The sequence below is a fragment of the Klebsiella scottii genome, from assembly GCF_036561945.1.
In the GTDB taxonomy this organism is placed as follows: domain Bacteria; phylum Pseudomonadota; class Gammaproteobacteria; order Enterobacterales; family Enterobacteriaceae; genus Klebsiella; species Klebsiella scottii.
In genome coordinates, this window is sequence record NZ_JARXNI010000017.1 from 45,617 (window position 1) to 68,093 (window position 22,477).

14 protein-coding genes are annotated in these 22,477 nt (G+C 59.8%); 6 read left to right on the plus strand and 8 right to left on the minus strand.

The features are described from left to right. A complete protein-coding gene (clcA, locus tag QFI97_RS00490) occupies window positions 1-1,419 on the minus strand; it encodes a H(+)/Cl(-) exchange transporter ClcA (protein WP_346430373.1) in 1,419 nt (472 codons plus the stop codon). 180 nt (window positions 1,420-1,599) lie between these two features. On the opposite strand from clcA, the gene hemL reads away from it, so the two are divergent. Further along, window positions 1,600-2,880, plus strand: coding sequence for a glutamate-1-semialdehyde 2,1-aminomutase (hemL, locus tag QFI97_RS00495; protein WP_095103673.1), 1,281 nt, complete (start codon window positions 1,600-1,602; stop codon window positions 2,878-2,880). 62 nt (window positions 2,881-2,942) lie between these two features. Here hemL and fhuB read toward each other — a convergent pair whose 3' ends face one another. The 5 genes from fhuB to mrcB all read right to left on the minus strand — a co-directional run bounded on the left by fhuB (window position 2,943) and on the right by mrcB (window position 11,689). Then, window positions 2,943-4,925 carry a Fe(3+)-hydroxamate ABC transporter permease FhuB gene (gene fhuB / locus QFI97_RS00500; protein ID WP_346430374.1) on the minus strand — a complete coding sequence of 661 codons (1,983 nt, stop codon included), beginning with the start codon at window positions 4,923-4,925 and terminating at the stop codon, window positions 2,943-2,945. Then, window positions 4,922-5,812 (minus strand): Fe(3+)-hydroxamate ABC transporter substrate-binding protein FhuD, encoded by an 891-nt coding sequence (gene fhuD, locus QFI97_RS00505; protein ID WP_346430375.1) that lies wholly within the window; start codon window positions 5,810-5,812, stop codon window positions 4,922-4,924. Before fhuD ends, fhuB begins: the two co-directional genes overlap by 4 nt. Next, window positions 5,812-6,609, minus strand: a complete 798-nt coding sequence (gene fhuC, locus QFI97_RS00510; RefSeq protein WP_346430376.1) for a Fe3+-hydroxamate ABC transporter ATP-binding protein FhuC — start codon at window positions 6,607-6,609, stop codon at window positions 5,812-5,814. Before fhuC ends, fhuD begins: the two co-directional genes overlap by 1 nt. Before the next feature lie 47 nt (window positions 6,610-6,656). Next, window positions 6,657-8,864 (minus strand): ferrichrome porin FhuA, encoded by a 2,208-nt coding sequence (gene fhuA, locus QFI97_RS00515; protein ID WP_346430377.1) that lies wholly within the window; start codon window positions 8,862-8,864, stop codon window positions 6,657-6,659. Window positions 8,865-9,151: 287 nt separating this feature from the next. Then, a complete protein-coding gene (gene mrcB / locus QFI97_RS00520) occupies window positions 9,152-11,689 on the minus strand; it encodes a bifunctional glycosyl transferase/transpeptidase (protein ID WP_346430378.1) in 2,538 nt (845 codons plus the stop codon). A 617-nt stretch (window positions 11,690-12,306) separates the two neighbouring features. Here mrcB and gspS point away from each other — a divergent pair. Beyond that, window positions 12,307-12,681, plus strand: a complete 375-nt coding sequence (gene gspS, locus QFI97_RS00525) for a type II secretion system pilot lipoprotein GspS (protein ID WP_346430379.1) — start codon at window positions 12,307-12,309, stop codon at window positions 12,679-12,681. Between the two features lie 26 nt (window positions 12,682-12,707). Here gspS and gspB read toward each other — a convergent pair whose 3' ends face one another. Both gspB and pulA read right to left on the minus strand, forming a co-directional pair. Further along, window positions 12,708-13,262, minus strand: a complete 555-nt coding sequence (gene gspB, locus QFI97_RS00530; protein ID WP_428983839.1) for a type II secretion system assembly factor GspB — start codon at window positions 13,260-13,262, stop codon at window positions 12,708-12,710. A gap of 90 nt (window positions 13,263-13,352) precedes the next feature. Further along, window positions 13,353-16,625 carry a pullulanase-type alpha-1,6-glucosidase gene (gene pulA / locus QFI97_RS00535; RefSeq protein WP_346430380.1) on the minus strand — a complete coding sequence of 1,091 codons (3,273 nt, stop codon included), beginning with the start codon at window positions 16,623-16,625 and terminating at the stop codon, window positions 13,353-13,355. A gap of 308 nt (window positions 16,626-16,933) precedes the next feature. On the opposite strand from pulA, the gene gspC reads away from it, so the two are divergent. Genes gspC through gspF form a run of 4 tightly spaced genes read left to right on the plus strand, consistent with a single transcriptional unit; the run spans window position 16,934 to window position 22,474 of the window. After that, window positions 16,934-17,785 (plus strand): type II secretion system protein GspC, encoded by an 852-nt coding sequence (gene gspC, locus QFI97_RS00540; protein WP_346430471.1) that lies wholly within the window; start codon window positions 16,934-16,936, stop codon window positions 17,783-17,785. A 42-nt stretch (window positions 17,786-17,827) separates the two neighbouring features. Continuing rightward, complete coding sequence (gene pulD / locus QFI97_RS00545) at window positions 17,828-19,768, plus strand: GspD family T2SS secretin variant PulD (RefSeq protein ID WP_331834606.1); 1,941 nt, start codon at window positions 17,828-17,830, stop codon at window positions 19,766-19,768. Then, window positions 19,765-21,291 (plus strand): type II secretion system ATPase GspE, encoded by a 1,527-nt coding sequence (gspE, locus tag QFI97_RS00550; RefSeq protein ID WP_346430381.1) that lies wholly within the window; start codon window positions 19,765-19,767, stop codon window positions 21,289-21,291. The genes pulD and gspE overlap by 4 nt, the downstream gene beginning before the upstream one ends. Beyond that, window positions 21,260-22,474, plus strand: a complete 1,215-nt coding sequence (gene gspF / locus QFI97_RS00555) for a type II secretion system inner membrane protein GspF (protein WP_346430382.1) — start codon at window positions 21,260-21,262, stop codon at window positions 22,472-22,474. Before gspE ends, gspF begins: the two co-directional genes overlap by 32 nt. The last annotated feature ends 3 nt before the right edge of the window (window positions 22,475-22,477 follow it).

The following is a 22,477-nucleotide window of genomic DNA, read 5'->3' on the forward strand; positions in this document are numbered from 1 at the left end:
TCAAGTATTCTCCCCGGCAACCGCACGCGCTTTTGCCGCCTGTTCAGCGGCCTGTTTCGCCAGCGTTCGTTCAAGGATAGTTGAATACAAGGGCTTACCCCCCAGAAATTGAGCCAGTAGTGTTGCGCCGAGGCAGGTAATAATCATTGGCAAAATGAGCTGATAGTTATCGGTCATCTCCAGCACCAGCACAATTCCGGTCAGCGGCGCGCGCACCGACGCGGCGAGGAGCGCCCCCATTCCGGCGATGGCAAAGGTGCCGGGATCCAGATGATAGGCCGGAAACAGCGGCGTCGCCGCCATACCGAATGCCGTTCCCAGCAAGGTTCCCAGCGCCAGCATGGGCGCAAAAATCCCGCCGGGCGCGCCGGAAGAGAAGCACAGCAGCGTGGTTATCACCCTGGCGATAAAAATAAACAGCAGCAGGCCAACGGAGAAGTTACCCGCCGCGGCAATCGGAATGAGGTTAAACCCGCCTCCCGCCGCCGCGGGCTGAAGCAGCCCGAGAATACCGCAGCCGCCGCCGATTAGGCCGCCAATCAGCACCCATTTTTTGAGATCGCCGCCGTGGAGACGCTGGAACATATCCTGCGTACGCAGCACCAGGGTGTTAAACAGCGGGCCAATCGCGCCGAAAATCATCCCCAGAATCAGATACAGCCACAGGGTATTGACCGGCGCATTGCTCAGCTTACCGACCTCGATAATCGCCCCTTCCCCGTTAAAAATGCGAAATACGATGCTCGACATAATCACGCCGGTAAAAACGGCTTTAATGGAGATCAGGTTGTAGCGAAACTGCGGGCGCATCTCTTCAATAATAAACAGGATCCCCGCCAGCGGCGCGTTGAACGCGGCGGAGAGGCCCGCGGCGGCGCCGGTTGCCAGCAGCGTATGGCGCGCTTCGGGGCTGCGCATGCGGAAAATATCCACCACCATGCGCCCAAGATTCCCGCCGAGCTGCACCATCGGCCCTTCCCGGCCCAGCACCATGCCGGCCCCCAGCGTCCCCATCCCGCCGATAAACTTCACCGGCAGCACCCGCCACCAGCGAACCGGGCGCAGCTCTTCCAGCGCCCCTTCTATTTCGGGGATCCCTGAGCCGCCCGCTTCCGGCGCAAACCGACGCACCAGAAAGTAGCCGACCATCGCCAGCAGCGCGGAGGTGATAAAGGCCAGCGGCCAGACCAGCAGCTCGTGGTCCGCCACCTGCGCCAGGGTTTCGATGCGCAGGTTCTGCACCCAATTGACGCTCTTTTCAAAAGCGACCCCCACCAGCCCGGCCAGGGTTCCGACGACGGCGGCCATTAGCAGCACTGCCAGCGGCGTTTTGTCTCGCTGAACTAAGCGGCGAACCACGTCGCCGCGACGCAAGCGCACGATTTGTTTTGCTTCAAAAGAGGAGGCTTCTGCTTTCATACTCTCGTCGGTTAATAGTCATACAAATAGCACCAAGGGCATTTTAACTGCCAGCCGGCCCCCCGTCGCGGAAAATATTCACCGTTCGCGCTTTGTTTCAATTGGGCAAAACTTTCATAACTATCCTGGAATAACTTAGAATAACCAGCAAAACATTTTTCACGAACCAGGAACCAGGCAATGAGCAAATCTGAAACTCTCTTTAGCGCCGCGCGTGAACTTATCCCCGGCGGCGTTAACTCGCCGGTACGAGCCTTCAGCGGCGTTGGCGGCACGCCGCTGTTTATCGAACGTGCGGACGGCGCCTATCTGTACGACGTCGACGGTAAAGCCTATATCGATTATGTCGGTTCCTGGGGCCCAATGGTACTCGGTCATAACCACCCGGCCATTCGCAATGCGGTGATTGAAGCGGCGCAGCGCGGCCTGAGCTTTGGCGCGCCGACGGAAATGGAAGTGAAAATGGCGGCGCTGGTGACGGAGCTGGTACCGACGATGGATATGGTGCGGATGGTTAACTCCGGCACCGAGGCCACCATGAGCGCCATTCGCCTGGCGCGCGGTTTTACCGGCCGTGACAAAATCATCAAATTTGAAGGCTGCTACCACGGCCACGCCGACTGTCTGCTGGTCAAAGCGGGCTCCGGCGCTCTGACCCTCGGCCAGCCGAATTCTCCGGGCGTGCCGGCCGATTTCGCCAAACACACGCTGACCTGCACCTATAACGACCTGGCTTCGGTCCGTGCCGCGTTCGAGCTGTATCCGCACGACGTTGCCTGCATTATCGTTGAACCGGTAGCCGGAAATATGAACTGCATCCCGCCGCAGCCGGAGTTCCTGCCGGGCCTGCGCGCGCTGTGCGACGAATTTGGCGCCCTGCTGATTATTGATGAAGTGATGACCGGCTTCCGCGTTGCCCTGGCCGGAGCCCAGTCCTACTACGATGTGGTCCCTGACCTGACCTGTCTGGGCAAAATCATCGGCGGCGGCATGCCGGTGGGCGCCTTCGGCGGCCGTCGCGAAGTGATGGATGCGCTGGCGCCGACCGGCCCGGTCTATCAGGCGGGCACCCTGTCCGGCAACCCGATCGCCATGGCGGCGGGCTTCGCCTGCTTAAGCGAAGTGGCGCAGCCGGGAGTTCACGAGACGCTGACGGATTTAACCAACCAGCTGGCCCAGGGGCTGCTGGACGCCGCGCGCGACGCGGGCGTTCCGCTGGTAGTGAATAACGTTGGCGGCATGTTCGGCATCTTCTTTACCGACGCCGAAACCGTCACCTGCTATCAGGACGTGGTGAAGTGCGACGTTGAGCGCTTTAAGCGCTTCTTCCACCTGATGCTGGAAGAGGGCGTTTACCTGGCGCCTTCAGCGTTTGAAGCCGGATTTATGTCCGTTGCCCACAGCGAAGAAGATATCAACCATACCATCGCCGCCGCGCGCAGCGCCTTCGCCAAACTGTAGTCCACGCGCTCCCGGGCGAGCATCACGCCTCGCCCGGAATAACGGCCCATCGCCGCGACAGGCTAGCGGCTCTGCTTCCTCAGCAAATAGATAAAGTACGGCGCGCCGATAAAGGTCGACAGCAGGCCCGCCGGGATCTGATACGGGAACATAATCATTCGCCCGCACCAGTCGGCAAAGACCAGCAGCAGGCCGCCAATCAGCCCGGACATCACCATATGCGGTATCGTACGGCGGAAGCCCATCATGCGCGCAATATGCGGCGCCATCAGACCGACAAAGCTTAACGGGCCGATGGTCAACGTTGCCGTGGCCGTCAGGCAGGCGGCCAGCAGCAGCAGGCCGATGCGCGACGGCGTCAGCGCAACGCCTACCGCACGAGCAGCCTCGCCGCCGAGCGGCAGGATCGTCAGCCAGCGGCGGCACAGCGGCGCCAGGGCCAACAGCACCAGCATCACGCTGCCGCTATACGCCACCATCTCCGGCGTCGCGCCGTAGGTCGACCCGGAGATCCACGTCAGAATCTGCGCCATCCGCGGATCGCCGCTGGCCTGCAGCATCATCAGCAGCATGGTAAACGCGGTGCTCAAGGCCATGCCCGCCAGCAGCATCCGGTGCGGCGAAAAGCCGCCGCGTCCGGCAGCAACCAGAATCACCAGCAGCGTCGCCGCCGCGCCCAGGCTGCCGGCTGGCAGCAGCCAGCCAAAGGCGTTGCCGGGGACGAAGAACAGCATCACAACCACGCCAAACGCCGCGCCGGAGCTGATCCCCAGCACTTCCGGGCTGGCCATCGGGTTGCCGGTCAGGCGCTGAATAATACAGCCCGCCACCGCCAGCATCACCCCGGCGAACAGCGCCGCCAGAATCCGCGGCCAGCGCCACGGCATCAGCTGATCCAGCAGCGTACCGCTGGCCCAGTGCCAGCTCTGGGCGTCGCGGCCAAAGGCCAGCGCCGCCGTCAGCGCCAGCAGCAGAATCAGTAAACCGCCGAGCGCAAACCACTGCACGTTGTGTCGCTCAGCCGGCACCTTATCGCCCGCGTTCATCACCGGAGCGCTAATACTGCGCAGGCGCGGCAGCAGCCACAGCAGCAGCGGCGCGCCGACCAGCGCCGTCACCGATCCGGTTGACACCTCCATCCAGACGCGGGCAAGCCACAGAATGATTTGATCGGAGAGCCAGAGGATCAGCGCGCCAATCAGCGCCGCCAGCAGCAGGCGCGAGAGCAGGCGGCGGGCGCCGAGCATTTTTGCCAGCAGCGGGGCAAACAGGCCGATAAAGCCGATAATCCCCACCGCATTCACCAGCATCGCGCTGAGAACAATAGCCAGCGTCAGCGCCCCAAGACGCGCCAGGGAGAGCGCCAGGCCGAGGTTGCGCGCAACGCCGTCGTCCAGCCCCATCAGGGTGAGAGGTCGCAGCAGCAGCAGCGTCAGCATCGCCCCGCCGAGCAGCTGCGGCCACAGCCGCTGCACCACGCTCCAGTCGGTCTGCGTCAGGGTGCCGGTACTCCACAGGAACATGCTCTGCAGCTGGTCGTGATGGAAAATGACCATCAGCTGATTAAGCGCCCCGCAGTAAAGGCTGACCACCAGGCCGGCGAGAATCAAGGTCACCGGCGACAATCGTTTACCCCAGGAGACGCCAAACACCAGCGCGCCCACCAGGCACGCGCCCGCCAGGGCGGCAAACTGCGATGCCAGCACGCCGTGGATCGCCCACAGCACGGTGACCGTCATCCCCAGCTGGGCGCCGGTCGCGACGCCAAGGGTCGTCGGTTCCGCCAGCGGGTTGCGCAGCACCTGCTGAAACAGGACGCCGACCAGCCCCAGGCCAGCGCCCACCAGCAGCGACACCGCCAGCCTCGGCAGCAGGCTGTAGTGAAACAGCATCTGGGCGATATTATCGATATCCGGCTGCCACAGCGCCTGACGCCACTCGTTCTGCGGCAGCGCGATCCGGAGATTGAAAAGGCTGAGCGCGAAGGCGGCAATCAGCAGTATGGCCAGCAGCAGAGCCGCCAGAGGGGAAATTCGCGATCTCACGCCGGACCTCCCTGAGCGTCGGCCAGCACGCGGGCAAAGTGCATCGCCGATAGCGTAGCACCGTAAAACCACACCGCCGGAACGCGCTGGAAGCGCCCTTCGCGGACAAACGGCATTGCCCGCCACAGCGGGGTGTTCATCAGCTGCGCCATTTCGCTATCGTTGCCGTGGTCAAAGCAGATCACGTCCACATCCCTGTAGGCCGCCAGCCGGTCGATACCGACGGTCACGCTGCCCCAGAAGGTGCTCTCACCGCGCCAGGCATTTTTGATATCAAAGCGTTCGAGGATTTCCTGAAACAGGCAGTTATTACCAAAAACCAGGACATGACGCGGGTCAAGCAGGCTAATCATCAGCAGCGGCCGATCGCCTCGGCGGGCGAAACGCGGGCGCAGTTCGTCCATCAGCGCATCGAACTCCGCCAGATGGCGCTTCGCGGCCTGCTGCTTGCCGATAAGCTCGGCCATCTCATTCAGCGATTGTTGCGCCATCATCAGCGGCCGCTTGCCGTCGCTGAAGGTAAATCCGCGCCCCGGCGCAATACGCGCCAGCTTCTCAGACGACGGGCCATAGCCTGCCGACCAGACGATATATGAAGGTTTCATCTGCGTCAGCAGTTCAAGATTGGGTTCCGTGCGCAGCCCGACGTCAATGACCGAAGCCGGCAGCGCCGGTTCATTAACCCACAGGCGATAGTTCGGGATATCAGCGACGCCATACGGCACGACGCCCAGCGCCAGCAGAAGCTCTACCGGCAGCCACTCCAGCGCCACGATGCGCTGCGGATCGACGGCCGCCGCCCGCGCGCCGCGCATCTGCCACAGCAGCGGCGATAGCGCCATCGCCGTCAGTAAACGCCGACGGGTGATCACGTTGTTTTTATCCATTAATAGACGAAGCTTACCGGCGCACTGCCCGCCGGATGCGGCAGAATTCCCATCGGGATACCGTAAATTTGTTCCAGCGTTTCGCTACGCATCAGCTCAGCCGACGTGCCCTGAGCAATCATCTCGCCGCCGCGAAGGGCCACCAGATAGTCGCAGTAGCGGGCCGCCATATTGATATCATGCAGCACGGCAATCACCGTCAGGCCGCGCTGCTGGCTCAGGCGATGCACCAGCGCCAGCACGTCAACCTGGTGGGCGATATCCAGCGCCGAGGTTGGCTCATCCAGCAGCAGACAGCGGCTGTCCTGGGCCACCAGCATGGCAATCCACGCGCGCTGGCGCTCGCCGCCGGAGAGGCTATCGACCAGCCGATGCGCCAAGGGTTTCAGTCCGACCAGCGCAATGGCCTCCTCGACCTTCTGTCGATCGGTCGCGCCAAAGCGCCCCAGCGCCCCGTGCCACGGATAGCGTCCAATCGCCACCAGCTCACGCACCGTCATCCCCTCTGCCGGGGGCAGCTGCTGCGGCAGATAGGCCACTTTGCGGGCAAACGCCTTGCTGCTCCAGCTATCGAGAGGCTGACCGTCGAGCAGCACCTCGCCGTCTGACGGCGGCTGATGGCGACCGAGCATTTTCAGCAGCGTCGATTTACCGGAACCGTTATGACCAATCAGGCCGGTCACTTTTCCAGCCGGGAAGGTTAACGAAAGCGGATGCAGCAGCGTACGGCCAGGCACGCGAAAGGTAACGCGATTCAACGAAAACGTGGTATCGGATTGCGGAGTGTTTTCCTGCATAGCGGCCAACTTGTTTAACGGCGCGGCGAACCGCGCCCATTGAGTGATTAGAAACGGAAGGTTCCGGTCGCAATGACCTGACGCCCTGCGCCCCAGTAGCACGCATATTCGCTATAGCAGCTGGAAACGTACTCGCGATCGAACAGATTATTGACGTTGATACCCACCGACGAGCCCGGTAAACCAAAGCGCGCCAGATCGTATTTCACCGTCGCATCCATCAACGCGTAGCCCGCTACGCCGAAGGAATCATTTTGCTTCGCATCGGCGGTATCGTTTTTGTAGTAGCTAACCGTAGAGCCAACGTAGCGCGCACCGGCGCCTACCGTCAGGCCGCTCAGCGCGGTTTCGTGGAAGGTGTAATCTGCCCACAGCGACGCCATATTACGCGGAACTTCCGCCGGACGTTTGCCGTTAAATATGGTGTCGTGCTGGTACTCAGCATCGGTGTAGGTATAGGCTGCGGTAAGGTTGATATTGGCGTTCACCGCCGCTTTCGCTTCCAGCTCCACGCCGCGAGCGCGGATCTCGCCGGTTTGAATGCTAAACGTCGTATTACGCGGATCTGCCGTCAGGTTTTTATCCTTGGTCAGCTGGTACACCGCCGCCGTGACCACCACCGGCATATCTTTCGGTACGTATTTCACGCCCGCTTCATACTGCTCGCCGCGCGACGGATCGAACGGTTTGCCGTCCAGGCCCGATCCTGAAACCGGCTCAAACGATTGGCTGTAGCTGAAGTATGGAGAAATACCGTTGTCGAACAGGTAGTTAATACCACCGCGCCAGGTAAACTGCTGGTCGTGATTTTCGGCCAGGGTGTTAGTGGAGCGCGTCAGCGTAGAGGTCGTGGCGTAGTCATAGCGTCCGCCCAGCGTCATCACCCACTTATCCCATTCCATCTGATCCTGGGCATAGAGGCCGGTCTGCTCCATCCGGTTAAGCACCGCGTACGGGAAGTACACCGAGACGTTTGGATTACCGTACTGCGGATTGGACATCCCGATCGGGTCTGCAGAACCATAGTCGGCATTGACGTCGTTACGCATACGCGAATAGTCCACGCCGGTCAGCAGCTTATGGTCGACCGCGCCGGTGGCAAAGTCGGACTGCAGCTGGGTATCAACGGTGAACGTGTTGAGATGTTCATCAGAGCGCACGTAGGCGCGGTTGATTTGTCCCGGCGCCGTGTAACCGTTGCCGTAAACGGAGCGATACAGCGTATTGACGTCGGCGTAGCGCAGGTTCTGGCGAACGGTGAAGGTATCGTCAAACTGGTGTGAGAAGCTGTAGCCCACCATCTGCTGACGGCGCGACATCTTATTGTCCGGCTCACCTTCGTTGAAATCGGTCGGCAGCTTATGTGCCTTGCCGTTGGCGTCATAGTACGGCACCACGGTCCCTTCACGCGGGAGCCAGCCGTAGTAACCCGCATAAGGATCGCTCTGGAAGTTGCTCAGGAAGGTGAAATCGGTTTTATCATCCGGGCGCCAGCTAAAGGACGGCGCCACCGCGTAGCGGGTCGATTTCGCCATCTGCTGCTGCGCGTCCTGGCTGCGGCCCAGGCCGGTCAGGCGATAGGACCATACGCCGCTATCATCAATTGCATCGCTAAAATCAAAACCAGTCTGCCACAGGTTATCGGTACCCATTTTGAACTGAATTTCTCTCAGCGGCTCGGTCGTCGGGCGCTTGCTGACCATGCTGACGATGCCGCCGGGGTTGCTGTTGCCATACAGCACGGAGGTTGGCCCGCGCATCACTTCCACACGCTCCAGGAAGTAAGGGTCCATCGACACTTCAGAGTAGTTATTCCCCTGCAGCTTCATGCCATCCAGATACTGGTTGGTATTGACCGTTGTCGACGTCGTAAAGCCGCGAATCGTCACCACGTCATAGGTCGTCGAGCTGCCGCGAGTGGAGAAAACGCCCGGCGTATAGGCCAGCGCTTCTTTCACCGTTGTCGGCTGCTTCATCTCCATTTCCTGGCGGGTAACCACGGAAATCGACTGCGGCGTTTTTTCAATAGGGGTATCGGTTTTGGTGGCAGTTGCGGAGCGCTTTGCCGCGATAGTCGGGGCCGGTCCCCAGGCATTTTCCTGGCTGACGGGAGCCGCAGTCACGGTAATGGTTTCTTCTTTTTTCGGTTCAACTGCCGCCTGTGCATAGACAGACATGCCGCTAACCGCCGTGGCTACTACGACTGCAATTTTACGCAGTGAGTGATTTGGCTGAGCAGTTTTTAGACGCGCCATTGGTAGATCTCTGATAAAGGTGAATGATAACGTAAACGAGAATTATTATTATGACGGCTGACATAATAGGCGAAACGCGAAATGCAAGGCAAGCGATATGCCATCGCGAAGATATCAAAGGCTGAATAAATAACCAGACGGTAATTGTGGGGTTAAGTGGCTGTTAAGTAATCTACATAAATGAAAAAGCCCCCTGATACTGAAGTATCAGAGGGCCAGTGTTGTAACAACCTGTTCGCACCATCATGCAAGCTGCAGCGAGGCGGCTTGAAGAATCAAGCGGATAGTTAATTGCTGCCGAACATATCCTTAATCCAGCCCGCTACGCCGTCGCTTTTTTCCTGCTTCGGCGGCTGCTGCTGAGTCGCTGGCTGCTGCTGAGGCTGCTGATTAAACGGATTGTTCTGCTGCTGCTGCTCCAGCTGCTGCTGCTGCATCTGTTCACCCTGGCGACAGAGCGCATCCGGCGCGGTGGTCCATACCGGCAGCGTACGCATCCCTCCGCTACAGACGAAGTTGCCGCTGCTGTCTACGCCCATGTCCACCACATCTTCCGGCGCCGTCAGCACCAGCGGCGTTGGCGTCTGGTTGGCCAGATAGCGCTGATAAATAGACATCGCGCCGCTGGCACCGTACAGCTTCGTCGGCTGGTTGTTATCGCGACCAACCCAGGTAATCGTCACCTGGCTTCCGTCAATACCGGCGAACCATGTATCAACGTTGTTGTTGGTGGTCCCGGTTTTACCCGCCAGATGCAGGCCAGGATATTTAGCCCCAAGCTGACGACCGGTCCCGCGCTGCACAACCTGCTGCATGGTCCACAGCGTCATGTATGCGGCCTGCGCAGGAACCGCCCGCTCCGCCTGCGGATAGCTCTGATACAGAACGGTGCCATCTTCGGCGATCACCGAACGCAGCGCCGACAGCGTGGCGCGGTTACCGCCGCTGGCGATGGTCTGGAACGCCTGCGCCACTTCAATCGGCGTCAGGTTCAACGCCCCGAGGATCATCGCCGGTACCGGACTGAGCTGGTCTTTCGGCGCCCCCAGTTTGACCCAGGTATCGATGACCGCCGGCAGGCCCAGCGCCATCCCGAGGTTGACGGTCGGCACGTTCATCGAACGCGTCAGCGCGTCAACCAGCATCACCTGGCCGCTAAAGCGACGATCGTCGTTCTGCGGGGACCAGGTCTGGCCGTTGGAGAGACGGATCGTCACCGGTGCATCGGCAATCGAAGTATTCAGGCGGTACTGGTTCGGCTGGCTTAACGCGGTCAGATAGGTCGCCGGCTTAGCCAGAGAACCAATCGAACGACGGGCCTGCATCGCGCGGTTATAGCCGGCAAACTGCGGCTCCGCGCCGCCGACCATTGCCCGCACCTCGCCGGTATAGCGGTCAACGACCACCATCGCGGTTTCCAGATCCGGCAGCTTACGCTGCTTCTTCAGCGCCGGGATCCCCTCGGTGGCCGCCTTTTCCGCCGCATCCTGGGCAACGGAATCGAAGGTCGTAAAGATCTTCACGCCGGAGAGATCCTTCACCTTATCGCCCAGTTTAGCCTGCAGCTCCTGGCGCACCATCTGCATAAACGCCGGCTGCGGAGAAATTACGCCGCCGCGCGGCTGCACGCCCAGAGGACGGGCGCTCAGCATGTCGTACAGCTCCTGGTCGATGACGTTCTGCTGCTGCAGCAGACGCAGAACCAGGTTACGACGCTCCAGCGACAGCTTCGGATTACGCCACGGGTTATAAATCGATGCGCCTTTTACCATCCCCACCAGCAGAGCCTGCTGGTCAAGGCTCAGCTCTTCCACCGGGCGGCCAAAGTAGTAAAGGCTTGCCAGCGGGAAGCCGCGAATTTCGTTATCGCCGCTTTGACCGAGGTACACCTCGTTCATATACAGCTCAAGGATGCGATCCTTGCTGTAACGGGCATCAACGATCAGCGCCATATAGGCTTCGTTGGCTTTACGCCAGTAGGAGCGCTCGCTGGAGAGGAACAGGTTTTTCACCAGTTGCTGGGTCAGGGTACTGGCGCCCTGCACCGTGCGCCCCGCCGTCAGGTTTGCCAGCACCGCACGACCAATCGAGTACAGGCTGATACCGTCATGCTCGTAGAAGTGGCGGTCTTCGGTCGCCAGCAGGGTATCAACCAGCAGATCCGGGAAGCCGCTGCGCTTAACAAACAGGCGCTGCTCGCCGTTGGCCGACTGCAGCATGGTGATCAGCCGCGGATCGAGGCGGAAGAAGCCAAACTGGCGGTTATTCTCCATGTTCTCGATCGTTTCCAGGCGATCGCCATCAAAGGTCAGGCGCGCGCGCACCTGCCCTTCTTTACTATCCGGGAAATCAAACGGACGGCGGATCATCTCAATGCTGTTGGCCTGCACGGTATATTCGCCCGGGCGCGTCATCGCGCTCACCTGACGATACTGCGTGGCGTTCAGCAGGCGCACCATTTCGTTTTTGCTGACCTGCATATCGGGTTCGAGGTTGACCATCCGGCCATATACCGCCGCCGGAAGCTCCCAAACCTTGCCGTCAATGCGGCTGCGGATCTTCTGATCGAGGTAGACGCCGTAAGCGGCAACCAGCACCGCGACAACAATCCCCAGCTTGACTAACAGCCACAGCCAGGTACGTTTACGCCGGGGCTTCTTACCTTTGCCATTCGCTTTCTTCGGCATCGGCTCTTCGTCCTCATAATCGTCGTCGTAATCATCGTCGTAGTCCTCGTCCCGAACCCGACGACGAGTCACTTTTTGTTTAGCCGGACGCGAGGGTTTACCCTTACGTCCGATAGGCTCGCGGTCATCTCCCGCCATGCTCTTTCTCCGCAACTTTCAGGCGTAAAAGCCTGATTCTCAATGCTTCCCCCTGCCAGAGGAAGAAGATATCTCTCAAATTCACGCCCGTGGGGTCTTATCCTGCAGGCGACCATCTATTGTCTGTACTTCGCGCGCTCAGCGTCTCAGGGCGCAGTTATGATCGATTTGCTCATGAGTTTAGTTAAAAAAATCATAAAACAAATCATAATCTTACATACTTCACCTGCAGAGAATTTTGGGACATAGCACTAATAGTCCAGGGAACACAGGATAGCACTAAACCAGGATATGCTTAACCAGCATTTTACTCCCTCGAGGCGTAACAAAAGGGAAAATATTATGTTTTTTAATAACATAAAAAATGTTCACCGCGTCTCCGTGCGCTTCAGAATTTTCGCCCCTCGCGCCGACGATAAAAACTAAAACTTCCCGGCGCATGAAATATTATATTCGGACTGTGACAATAAATATTTTTCCGGAAGTAAAGATAAACCTTAAACCATCCGCGGATAAAAGTGGGAGCCGCTTAACAATTATATATAATAATATTTACTGATGACACCGTGGAAATATTTGTTAAACTACCCTTCAGTTAACCATTCCAGCTTAATATTATGCGAACTTTCGTTATATTTCCGCTTATCATGATTACCGCTCTTGCAGGGTGCCAGCAGAATCGCTCCTCAACCTTAAGCCCTGCCGTCAGCAGCGAGGCGCAGCTTGAGCAGCTCTCATCCGTGGCCGCAGGCGCCCGCTATCTGAAGAACAGATGCAATCGCAGCGATCTGCCCGCAGACGAAGCCCTTACCCAGGCCGCGTGGAATGTCGGGAAAAAAAGAGGATGGGGAAATATCGATTACGCTACCCTGGCTCAGCGCAGCGCGCAGATGTATCAACAGCTGCAGCAGGACAGTACTCCGGAAACAACCAAATGCAGTCAGTTTAATCGCCAGCTGGCGCCATTTATTGCTGGCTTAGGTCGTCAATAAAATGTCGCAGCCGGTTATTTTGCGTTTTATTGCCCCTGCGGACTATCCGCAATAATACCTCCCGGCCAGTCATCCAGCGCCGCCAGAGTAAACGTATTGCCCTTAAAGCTAAACACGGTTAAATCCTGCTGAATCTGCTCAATCACCAGATTCGGCAGCGGTGATTGCCCTTCCTGCCAGGACTGGCCGTTGATAACAATAGTGCGCTTATCCTCGCGCGAGGCGTAGATATGCGCGCTGTAGCGCAGTGCCGGTAAATAATCCTCCTCTGAACTCTCCTCCTCCACGCTGGCCTGCCCCTTTTCCTTTGTCGGAGCCTTTGCCGGAGCCGGAGTGGGGGCCGATGCAGAATGGCTAAGCGGCACCAGCGCCGCGTGCGCCACCGGCACCATCGACGTTTGCGCGACCGGCGCATTTCGCCACTGCTCGCCGCTAAACCAGCCCAGCGCGATAAATAGCGCGGCGTAGAGCGGGACGGTCAGCCAGGGAACCTGCACCATTCCGCCGACCATCACCGGCGCTCCCGCATCCCGGATGTCCGCCGCGGGCATCGGGCACTCTTCATCATGGCGAATCATCACACCCTCTCTCCTGATACCGGAAAAACCGCAGCCCGGCGCTGAGCGCCGGGCTGCCTGACCCCTTTCATGCGGGTCAGCTAAAGAGACGCTTTACTTACTGCTTACCGGCAGGCCCGCGCCCTGCGCGTCGCCCTGCGGTTTTTCCAGCACCGCAACGGACCAGGCAGGCAGCGTAATCGCGCCGTCGGCAGCGATCTCGACGCCGTTCGCCAGCGACCCCTCTCCCGCCGCCTGCTGAACGGAACTCAGCTGCAGGTTTTCACCATTGAAATCATGGAGGGTCCGGCTCTCAGGCGCCGCGTTGATCGCCACGACCAGGCCATCCACCCGGCCGTCGAGGCTCGCTCCCGCCTGGACGCCATCATCGATGGTCATGATCAGCAGGCCAGCCAGCGCGTCGGCTCCGGTATTGCGGAAATCGACGCGCTTCATCACCGCGCTGCCGTCACCTAAGGTGAAGAGCGGGGATGATTTGCGCAGCTGGGTCAGCTCCTGATAGAACGCGGTCATCTGCTGCAGCTCCGGCTCGCCGGGAGTCGCCACCATCTCCTTAACGCGGGAAATCAGATCGTAATTGCTGCCGTCATCGCTACTGCGCGGCATCCCGACGTTAAAGTTATTGTCCTGCATGGCGTAGTCGACGCGGTTAAACCAGTCGCCGGAGTCATAGGAGTCGCGGGTGAAGGATTTAGAGCGCAGCAGCTCCGAACCCTGCTGATCGAAGGCGATCCCCTGACCCAGCATCACCGTCGCCAGCGATACCGCCTGCATCCGCACGCGGGTATTGAGATCGGCCTCCCGCGCGGCTTTGTAGCTAATCATGTCCCACAGCGTTTGGTTATCGTGCTTCGAGACGTAGTTAACGACCTCCGTTGGGTCAGCCGCATAGCCGCCCGGCGCGCCGTTGTAGTCAATCTCGCTGCCTTTTTTCACCGCGCCGTCTTTATCAACCATCACAAAGTCGGCCAGGTTTCCGGCCATTCCCAGACGCGTCAGATCGGCAAGATGGCGCACCGTATCTTCGTTCTGGCTGGCGATCTCGTTAGGCAATACCCCGGCACCGCTGCCGATCCCCTGGTTCTGACGCAGCGCATCGCCGGAGTCAAACGGACCGCCGCCGCGCACCGAGTCACGCAAACGATCGGAGAACGTCCCGATACCGCTGCCTTTGAGATTGATCTGCGAAGCGATTTCGAAACGGTCGCTCTGCCCGGAATCCCAGCCTTCACCGAAGAAGTAGATATCCGGATTTAGGGCCTTCACCCGCTCCCACGCCGACAGGATCTGCGCTTTCGGGTGATAGCCCATCAGATCGAAACGGAAGGCGTCAATTTTGTAATCGGTGGTCCATACCGCCAGCGAGTCGGCGATAAGCTTGGCGAACATCCGATGCTCCGGCGCGGAGTCCGAGCAGCAGGTCGCCGATTCAACGCTTCCGGTAGTTTCGTTCAGACGCTGATAGTACCAGGGGACGATTTTATCCAGCACCGAAGTCCGGTCAGTTGGCCCGGCGGCATTGGTGTGGTTGTACACCACGTCCATGATCACATTCATTCCCAGATCCTGCTTAATCGCCTGGATCATGGTACGGAACTCTTTGATCCGCGCGGTCCCTTCCGGGTTGGTGGCGTAAGAGCCTTCCGGCACCGTGTAGTGGAACGGATCGTAGCCCCAGTTATAGGAATCGGTCTGCGCGACCAGGCTGTTCAGCGCCTGAACCTGCGGGTTATCCTGGCTATCGCTTTGCTTCAGCTGATTAAGCACCTCTTCCACCGTCGACCCGCTGGCGCAATAAGCGGCAAATTCGCTGCTCTTCACCGCGCTGTTGACTTCGCAGAGGCGGCTGAACGGCTGCTGGATGTCGGCCACTTTGTCGCTGAACTCGTTGACCGTCGCCAGATCGAAGACCGGCAGCAGCTCAACGTGGGTCACTCCGGAAGCGGAGAGCTTTTTCAGATGCTGCACCATGTTGCTGTCCTGAGCGGTGAGCGCCAGATATTTACCGCGCAGCTCGGCCGGAACGGTGCTGTCCCAGGCAGAAAGATCGCGAATATGCGATTCATGAATCGTCATCTTCGCCAGATCGGCTTTGGTTTTCTGCGCATGAGGCATCGCCAGGCTATCCCAGCCGTCGGGCTTGAGCGCGCTGTCGTTCAGATCGACAACCTGGCTGTACTCCGAATTGGTGGAGAGGCTATGGGCGTAAGGGTCGGTCACCTCGTACTGTTCAATCTTGCGCGACTGCGGGTGATAAACCGTCAGCGCATAGCGATAGAAGGCCCCCTCCAGGTCGCTTCCGCCCTGCCATGCCCAGGCGCCCGAGGCCGCGTCGCGGGTCATCGGATGGCTGGCCTGCACCTTTTTATCAGCGCTATACAGCACCAGGTCGACCTGCTGCGCGGTAGGTGCCCAAAGGCGGAAATTAACCCCGCCATCGCTCACCTGCGCCCCGTAGCTGAGGGCTTCCGCCGGCTGCGCATAGACATCGTCCAGCACGCCCGCCGTCTGCACCTGGGTGGCGGAGATCAGAATGCCGTCTTTCTCCGCGGCGATCGCCACCGTCTCGCCCTGCAGCAGTTCATCAACCGGCGCATTATCCGGGAGCTTAAACGCGGCATAGCTGGAGAGCTGCGGGAAGCGCATGCTCACCTGCTGGCTGACGGTGGTGGGGGTCAGGTTCAGATAGCGATCGGTAAATTTCCCTTCGCTATCGGCGGCCACTTTACTGCTGTGGCTGTAGTAAAGGCGGACGATTGGTTTGTCCTGTCCGCCCGGCCACAGCAGAGTGGTCTTGTCAACCCAGTGGGCCTCGGCAAGCGCCACGCCAAACGCGGCGCGAAACGCATCCGCGCGGGTATCATATAGCGAGCCGCTGCCGGCGATAACCGAGACCGTGCGGTCGGTAAAGTCGCCGAACGACACGCGCAGATCGCTATCGATCAGCTTGTTGGTGCCATCTCTGACGATGACGTTAATACAGCCGCTCTCTTTATTGAGCGGAATCACCCAGTACGGGCCGTATTTATCGCTGCCGCTCGGGGTGGTGCTGACGTCATTCCAGTCCGCCACCGGCGCGCTTAACGCATCGCAGGTTTCATTATTCCAGAGATAGAGGTTCCGGGTGCTGTAATCCGCGGCGGTGGTGCCGGTAATGCCAGCAATATCAACCAGATGAATGACCGCCTGCTGAGAGGAAGCCGTGGCAGCTTCACCGGGAACCGCCACATCGGGTAAACGAACAACGACATCCTGATTATCGGGAGTGTCAGGTGAGCCAGAGGAAGAAGATGAAGAACTATTATCGCAGCCGCTAAGTAAAACCAACGAGCCAAGGAATAGGGCATTACAGGTATATCTGAGCATTCGATAGTCCCTAATATGCTTAATAAATTATGAAAGGTAAGAGAAGATGTTTATCTGTAAAGCGCCGGCAATTAGATATTTTTGCTTTCAGCGATTCAATCATCCATTAACAATTAATGGGGGGGCGTAGGCGGCCGGGGGAGTAAAAATAAAAAGGGAATGACGACCCGGATAGCGAAACTCATTATGCTTTGCGGCGACTAACCAAGAATTTCGCAATAAAAGATCTAAATATAAAAAGCCACCCACCAATACAGGTAGGGAAGCGATGCCGCCCCGGGGAAAACAGGATGAGAAAAAGAATTAAAATACCTTTTTCTGTGATGAGGTTAACACTAACAAATAAAACAATAATTAACAATACTCCTCATATTGTGATGTTCGTCATATTATTACTTATCGCTCAGCAGCTCGCCAAATTAAGCTGGCGGATTATATTCCCTGTAGATCCTGCGGCTATGGCGATTAACGCCGCGACGGTTTTCGCTCCCCCGATCGCTATTCGACAAACGGAATTAGCGCCGTTTACGCTATTTGGCAGCGCGGAAAAAACGCCTCCGGCACCGGGCGTATCCACCGACGGTAAGAGCCTGGCCCAGGCGCCGCTTTCCGCCCTGAAGCTGCGGATCACCGGCCTGCTCGTCAGCAGCGATGCCGCGCGGTCGATTGCCATCGTGGCAAAAGGGAATCAACAGGTTAGCCTGGGCGTTGGCGACAGCACGCCGGGTAACGAAGCCAAAATAGTCGCTATTCTCAACGATCGCCTGATCGTTAACTACCGGGGCAGAAACGAAGCGATACCGCTCTTTGACGACGCCGCCGCGGGCGTGAAACCCGCCCTGACGCCGCCCGCGAAAGAGTGGGTTAAACAGCTGCGCGAACAGCCGCAAAATATTCTCAACTATCTCAATATTTCCCCGATTATGGTTAATGAGCAGCTCAGCGGATATCGACTCAATCCGGGAAAAGACCCCACTCTTTTTCGTCAGTCCGGCTTACATGAAAACGATCTGGCGGTCGCCATGAATGGCCTCGATCTTCGCGATCGGCAGCAGGCTCAGCAAGCATTAAAACAGCTCCCCGAGCTCAGCGAAATAATGCTAACCGTCGAACGCGATGGTCAGCGGCAGGATATCTATTTAGCCTTGAGGGATGAATAATTGCGCAGAACCATAAATTTCCGTCTGCTTTTCACGCTGCTGATGATATTCAGCACGCTGTTATTCAAACCCGCCGGCGCAGAAGAATTCTCTGCCAGCTTCAAGGGCACCGATATTCAGGAATTTATTAATACCGTCAGCAAAAACCTCAATAAGACGGTCATTATCGACCCCAGCGTACGCGGCACAATTACCGTTCGCAGCTACGATATGCTCAATGAAGAACAATATTATCAGTTCTTCCTCAGCGTCCTCGACGTCTACGGTTTTGCGGTTATCAATATGAATAATGGCGTACTGAAGGTCGTGCGTTCAAAAGATGCCAAAACCGCGGCGGTCCCGGTCGCCAGCGACGCCTCGCCGGGCGAGGGCGATGAGGTGGTTACCCGGGTGGTACCGCTGACCAACGTGGCCGCCCGCGATCTCGCGCCGCTGCTGCGACAGCTCAATGACAACGCCGGGGCCGGCAGTGTGGTGCACTACGAGCCGTCCAACGTGCTGCTGATGACCGGGCGCGCGGCGGTGATTAAGCGCCTGCTGACCATCGTCGAGCGCGTTGATAACGCCGGCGATCGCAGCGTGGTGACGGTCCCGCTCTCCTGGGCCTCCGCCGCCGACGTGGTCAAGCTGGTGAATGAGCTGAACAAAGACACCAGCAAATCCGCGCTCCCCGGTTCGATGGTGGCGAACGTGGTCGCCGACGAGCGGACCAATTCGGTGCTGGTGAGCGGCGAACCGAACTCCCGCCAGCGCATCATCACCATGATAAGGCAGCTCGACCGCCAGCAGGCGGTACAGGGAAACACCAAGGTTATCTACCTCAAGTATGCCAAAGCCGCCGATCTGGTGGAGGTGCTAACCGGCATCAGCAGCAGCATGCAGAGCGAAAAGCAGAGCGCGAAGCCGGTGGCGGCGCTGGATAAAAACATCATCATCAAAGCCCACGGCCAGACCAACGCGCTGATCGTGACCGCCGCCCCGGACGTCATGAACGACCTCGAGCGGGTCATCGCTCAGCTGGATATTCGCCGTCCGCAGGTGCTGGTTGAAGCCATTATTGCCGAGGTTCAGGACGCCGACGGCCTCAATCTGGGCGTACAGTGGGCCAACAAAAATGCCGGCATGACCCAGTTCAACAACAGCGGGCTGCCGATCTCAACGGCCATTGCCGGCGCCAACCAGTACAACAAAGACGGCACGGTCACCAGCTCGCTCGCCAGCGCGCTAAGCTCCTTTAACGGCATCGCCGCCGGGTTCTATCAGGGGAACTGGGCGATGCTGCTCACCGCCCTCTCCAGCAGCAGCAAAAACGATATTCTCGCCACCCCCAGCATCGTCACCCTCGACAACATGGAGGCGACCTTTAACGTCGGCCAGGAGGTTCCGGTGCTCAGCGGCTCGCAGACCACCTCCGGCGATAACATCTTCAATACCGTCGAACGAAAAACCGTCGGCATTAAGCTGAAGGTCAAGCCGCAGATTAACGAAGGGGACTCGGTGCTGCTGGAAATTGAGCAGGAGGTTTCCAGCGTCGCCGACTCCGCCTCCAGCACCAGCTCGGATTTAGGCGCGACCTTCAACACCCGCACGGTTAACAACGCGGTGCTGGTCGGCAGCGGCGAAACCGTCGTCGTGGGCGGGCTGCTGGACAAAAGCGTCACCGACTCCGCCGACAAGGTCCCGCTGCTCGGCGATATTCCGCTGATTGGCGCCCTGTTCCGCTCCACCAGCAAAAAGGTTTCCAAACGCAACCTGATGCTGTTTATCCGGCCGACCATTATTCGCGATCGCGATGGCTACCGGCAGGCCTCTTCGGGTCAGTACACCGCCTTTAACGACGCACAAACCAAACAGCGCGGCAAAGACGGCACGGAAGCGTCGCTGAACGATGACCTGCTGCATATCTACCCCCAGCAGGATACCGCCGCGTTTCGTCGGATCGGCGCCGCCATCGATGCCTTCAACCTGGGAGGCAAACCTTGACGCCAGCGGCGGAACGCCGCCCGCTGCTGCCTTTCGTCTATGCCCGCGCCCACGGCATTATCCTGCTGAGCGATGGCGCGACCTGCGCCGTCCGCTGCCTCGCCGACGCCCCGACGGCGGCGCTGCTTGAGGCGCGCCGGGTGGCGGATATGCCGATCGAGGTCCAGCGGCTGGCCGCCGATGAGTTCGAGAAGCTGCTGGTGCTCAGCTATCAGCGTGATTCGGCGGAAGCCCGGCGCATGATGGCCGATATCGGCAATGAGCTGGATTTATACACCCTCGCCGACGAGCTGCCCGACACCGACGATCTGCTGGATAGCGAGGACGATGCGCCCATTATCCGCCTGATCAACGCCATGCTGACGGAGGCCATCAAAGAAAAGGCCTCGGATATTCATATCGAAACCTACGAGCGCCACCTGCAGATCCGCTTTCGCGTTGATGGCGTCCTGCGGGAGATCCTCCGCCCGCAGCGTCGGCTTGCGGCCCTGCTTATTTCGCGCATTAAGGTGATGGCCAACCTCGATATCGCGGAAAAGCGCATTCCGCAGGATGGCCGCATGGCGCTGCGTATCGGCGGGCGCGCCGTTGACGTGCGCGTCTCGACGCTGCCCTCCGGCCACGGCGAGCGCGTGGTGCTGCGCCTGCTGGATAAAAACAGCGTCAACCTCGACCTGCTGACCCTCGGCATGCCGCCCGCGCTCCTGCAGCAGGTCGATGAGCTGATGGCCCGCCCGCACGGCATCATTCTGGTCACCGGCCCTACCGGTTCGGGCAAAAGCACCACCCTGTACGCCGCCCTCAGCCGCCTCGACGCTCGCGAGCGCAATATTATGACTATTGAAGATCCCGTCGAATACGAGCTGGAGGGCATCGGCCAGACGCAGGTCAACGCCAGGGTGGAGATGACCTTCGCCCGCGGGCTGCGCGCCATTTTGCGTCAGGACCCTGACGTGGTGCTGGTGGGCGAGATCCGCGACAGCGAGACGGCGCAGATTGCCGTCCAGGCCTCCCTGACCGGGCACCTGGTGCTCTCCACGCTGCATACCAACAGCGCGCTGGGGGCGATCTCGCGCCTGCAGGATATGGGCGTGGAGCCATTTCTGCTGTCAACCTCGCTGCTGGCGGTGATGTCGCAGCGCCTGGTGCGCCGGCTCTGCCCGCACTGCCGTCGGCCGGGGCAGGCGGATGCGGAAACGGCGAAACGGATGGGCGTCCCGACCGGTACCGCCCTGTGGCACGCCGAGGGCTGCGCGGAGTGCGGCTTCACCGGCTATCGCGGGCGCACCGGGATCCACGAGCTGCTGCGGGTCGACGATCGGGTGCGGATGGCAATCCACCGCGGAGAAAACGAATTAACGCTGGGCCAGCGGCTGGGGGCGGACTATATCACCCTCCGCCGCGCCGGACTGGAGAAGGTGCTGAGCGGCATAACCAGCTGGGAAGAGGTGGTCAGGGTGACCGAGCAGCAAACGGCGCAGGGGGAGCAGGATGGCCATTTTTCGCTACCAGGCGCTCGATGAGCGCGGCAGGACGCAGCGCGGCGTACAGCAGGCGGACTCCGCCCGCCACGCCCGCCAGCTGCTGCGGGAAAAGGGCTGGCTGCCCGTTGAGGTCGACGCCGCTGAAGGCCGCGCGCGCGGCGGCGGGCATTCGCTGCTGACGCGGCGCACCGGCGCCGGCGACCTCGCCCTCCTCACCCGCCAGCTGGCAACGCTGGTGGCGGCCGCGATCCCGCTGGAAAAAGCGCTGGACGCGGTGGCGCAGCAGTGTGGAAAAGCGCACCTGAAAACCCTGATGGCCGGCGTGCGCGGCAAGGTGCTGGAAGGTCATACCCTGGCGGAGGCCATGCGCGGCTATCCGGCCTGCTTCGACCGCCTGTACTGCGCGATGGTCGCCGCGGGCGAAACCTCCGGGCACCTTGCCGGCGTGCTTAACCGGCTGGCGGACTATACCGAACAGCGCCAGCAGCTTCGCGCCCGCCTGCTGCAGGCCATGATCTACCCCATCGTGCTGACCCTGGTCGCCATCAGCGTGATCGCTATTCTGCTCTCCACGGTGGTGCCGAAGGTCGTCGATCAGTTTGTTCATCTCAAGCAGGCCCTGCCATTCTCCACCCGCCTGCTGATGACCATGAGCGATATCGTCCGCAGCGCCGGCCCCTGGCTACTGCTGGCGCTGCTGGCGGGCGGGCTGCTGCTGCATTACGCCCTGCGCCAGCCCGCGCGGCGGCTCATCTGGCATAAACAGCTGCTACGCCTGCCGCTGATTGGCCGGGTGGCCCGCAGCATCAACAGCGCTCGCTACGCCCGCACCCTCAGCATTCTTAACGCCAGCGCCGTCCCGCTGCTGCCGTCGATGCGCATCAGCGCGGAGGTGTTAAGCAACACCTGGGCGCGCCGCCAGCTGGAAACCGCCGCCGAGTCGGTGCGCGAAGGGAGCAGCCTGCACCGCGCCCTCGAAACCACCGCCCTTTTCCCGCCGATGATGCGCTACATGGTTGCCAGCGGCGAACAGAGCGGCGAGCTCAACGGCATGCTCGAACGCGCCGCCGATAACCAGGACCGCGAGCTGAGCGCGCAAATTCAGATGGCGCTCAGCCTGTTTGAGCCGCTGCTGGTGGTGGCGATGGCCGGGATGGTGCTGTTTATCGTGCTGGCCATTCTGCAGCCGATCCTGCAGCTCAACACCCTTATGAGTATGTAATTG

Bases quoted from the DNA above. Each gene is read 5' to 3' on its own strand.
- clcA (WP_346430373.1), bottom strand. From the start codon at position 1,419: ATGAAAGCAGAAGCCTCCTCTTTTGAAGCAAAACAAATCGTGCGCTTG.
- hemL (WP_095103673.1), top strand. From the start codon at position 1,600: ATGAGCAAATCTGAAACTCTCTTTAGCGCCGCGCGTGAACTTATCCCC.
- fhuD (WP_346430375.1), bottom strand. From the start codon at position 5,812: ATGGATAAAAACAACGTGATCACCCGTCGGCGTTTACTGACGGCGATG.
- fhuC (WP_346430376.1), bottom strand. From the start codon at position 6,609: ATGCAGGAAAACACTCCGCAATCCGATACCACGTTTTCGTTGAATCGC.
- fhuA (WP_346430377.1), bottom strand. From the start codon at position 8,864: ATGGCGCGTCTAAAAACTGCTCAGCCAAATCACTCACTGCGTAAAATT.
- mrcB (WP_346430378.1), bottom strand. From the start codon at position 11,689: ATGGCGGGAGATGACCGCGAGCCTATCGGACGTAAGGGTAAACCCTCG.
- gspS (WP_346430379.1), top strand. From the start codon at position 12,307: ATGCGAACTTTCGTTATATTTCCGCTTATCATGATTACCGCTCTTGCA.
- pulA (WP_346430380.1), bottom strand. From the start codon at position 16,625: ATGCTCAGATATACCTGTAATGCCCTATTCCTTGGCTCGTTGGTTTTA.
- pulD (WP_331834606.1), top strand. From the start codon at position 17,828: ATGATATTCAGCACGCTGTTATTCAAACCCGCCGGCGCAGAAGAATTC.
- gspF (WP_346430382.1), top strand. From the start codon at position 21,260: ATGGCCATTTTTCGCTACCAGGCGCTCGATGAGCGCGGCAGGACGCAG.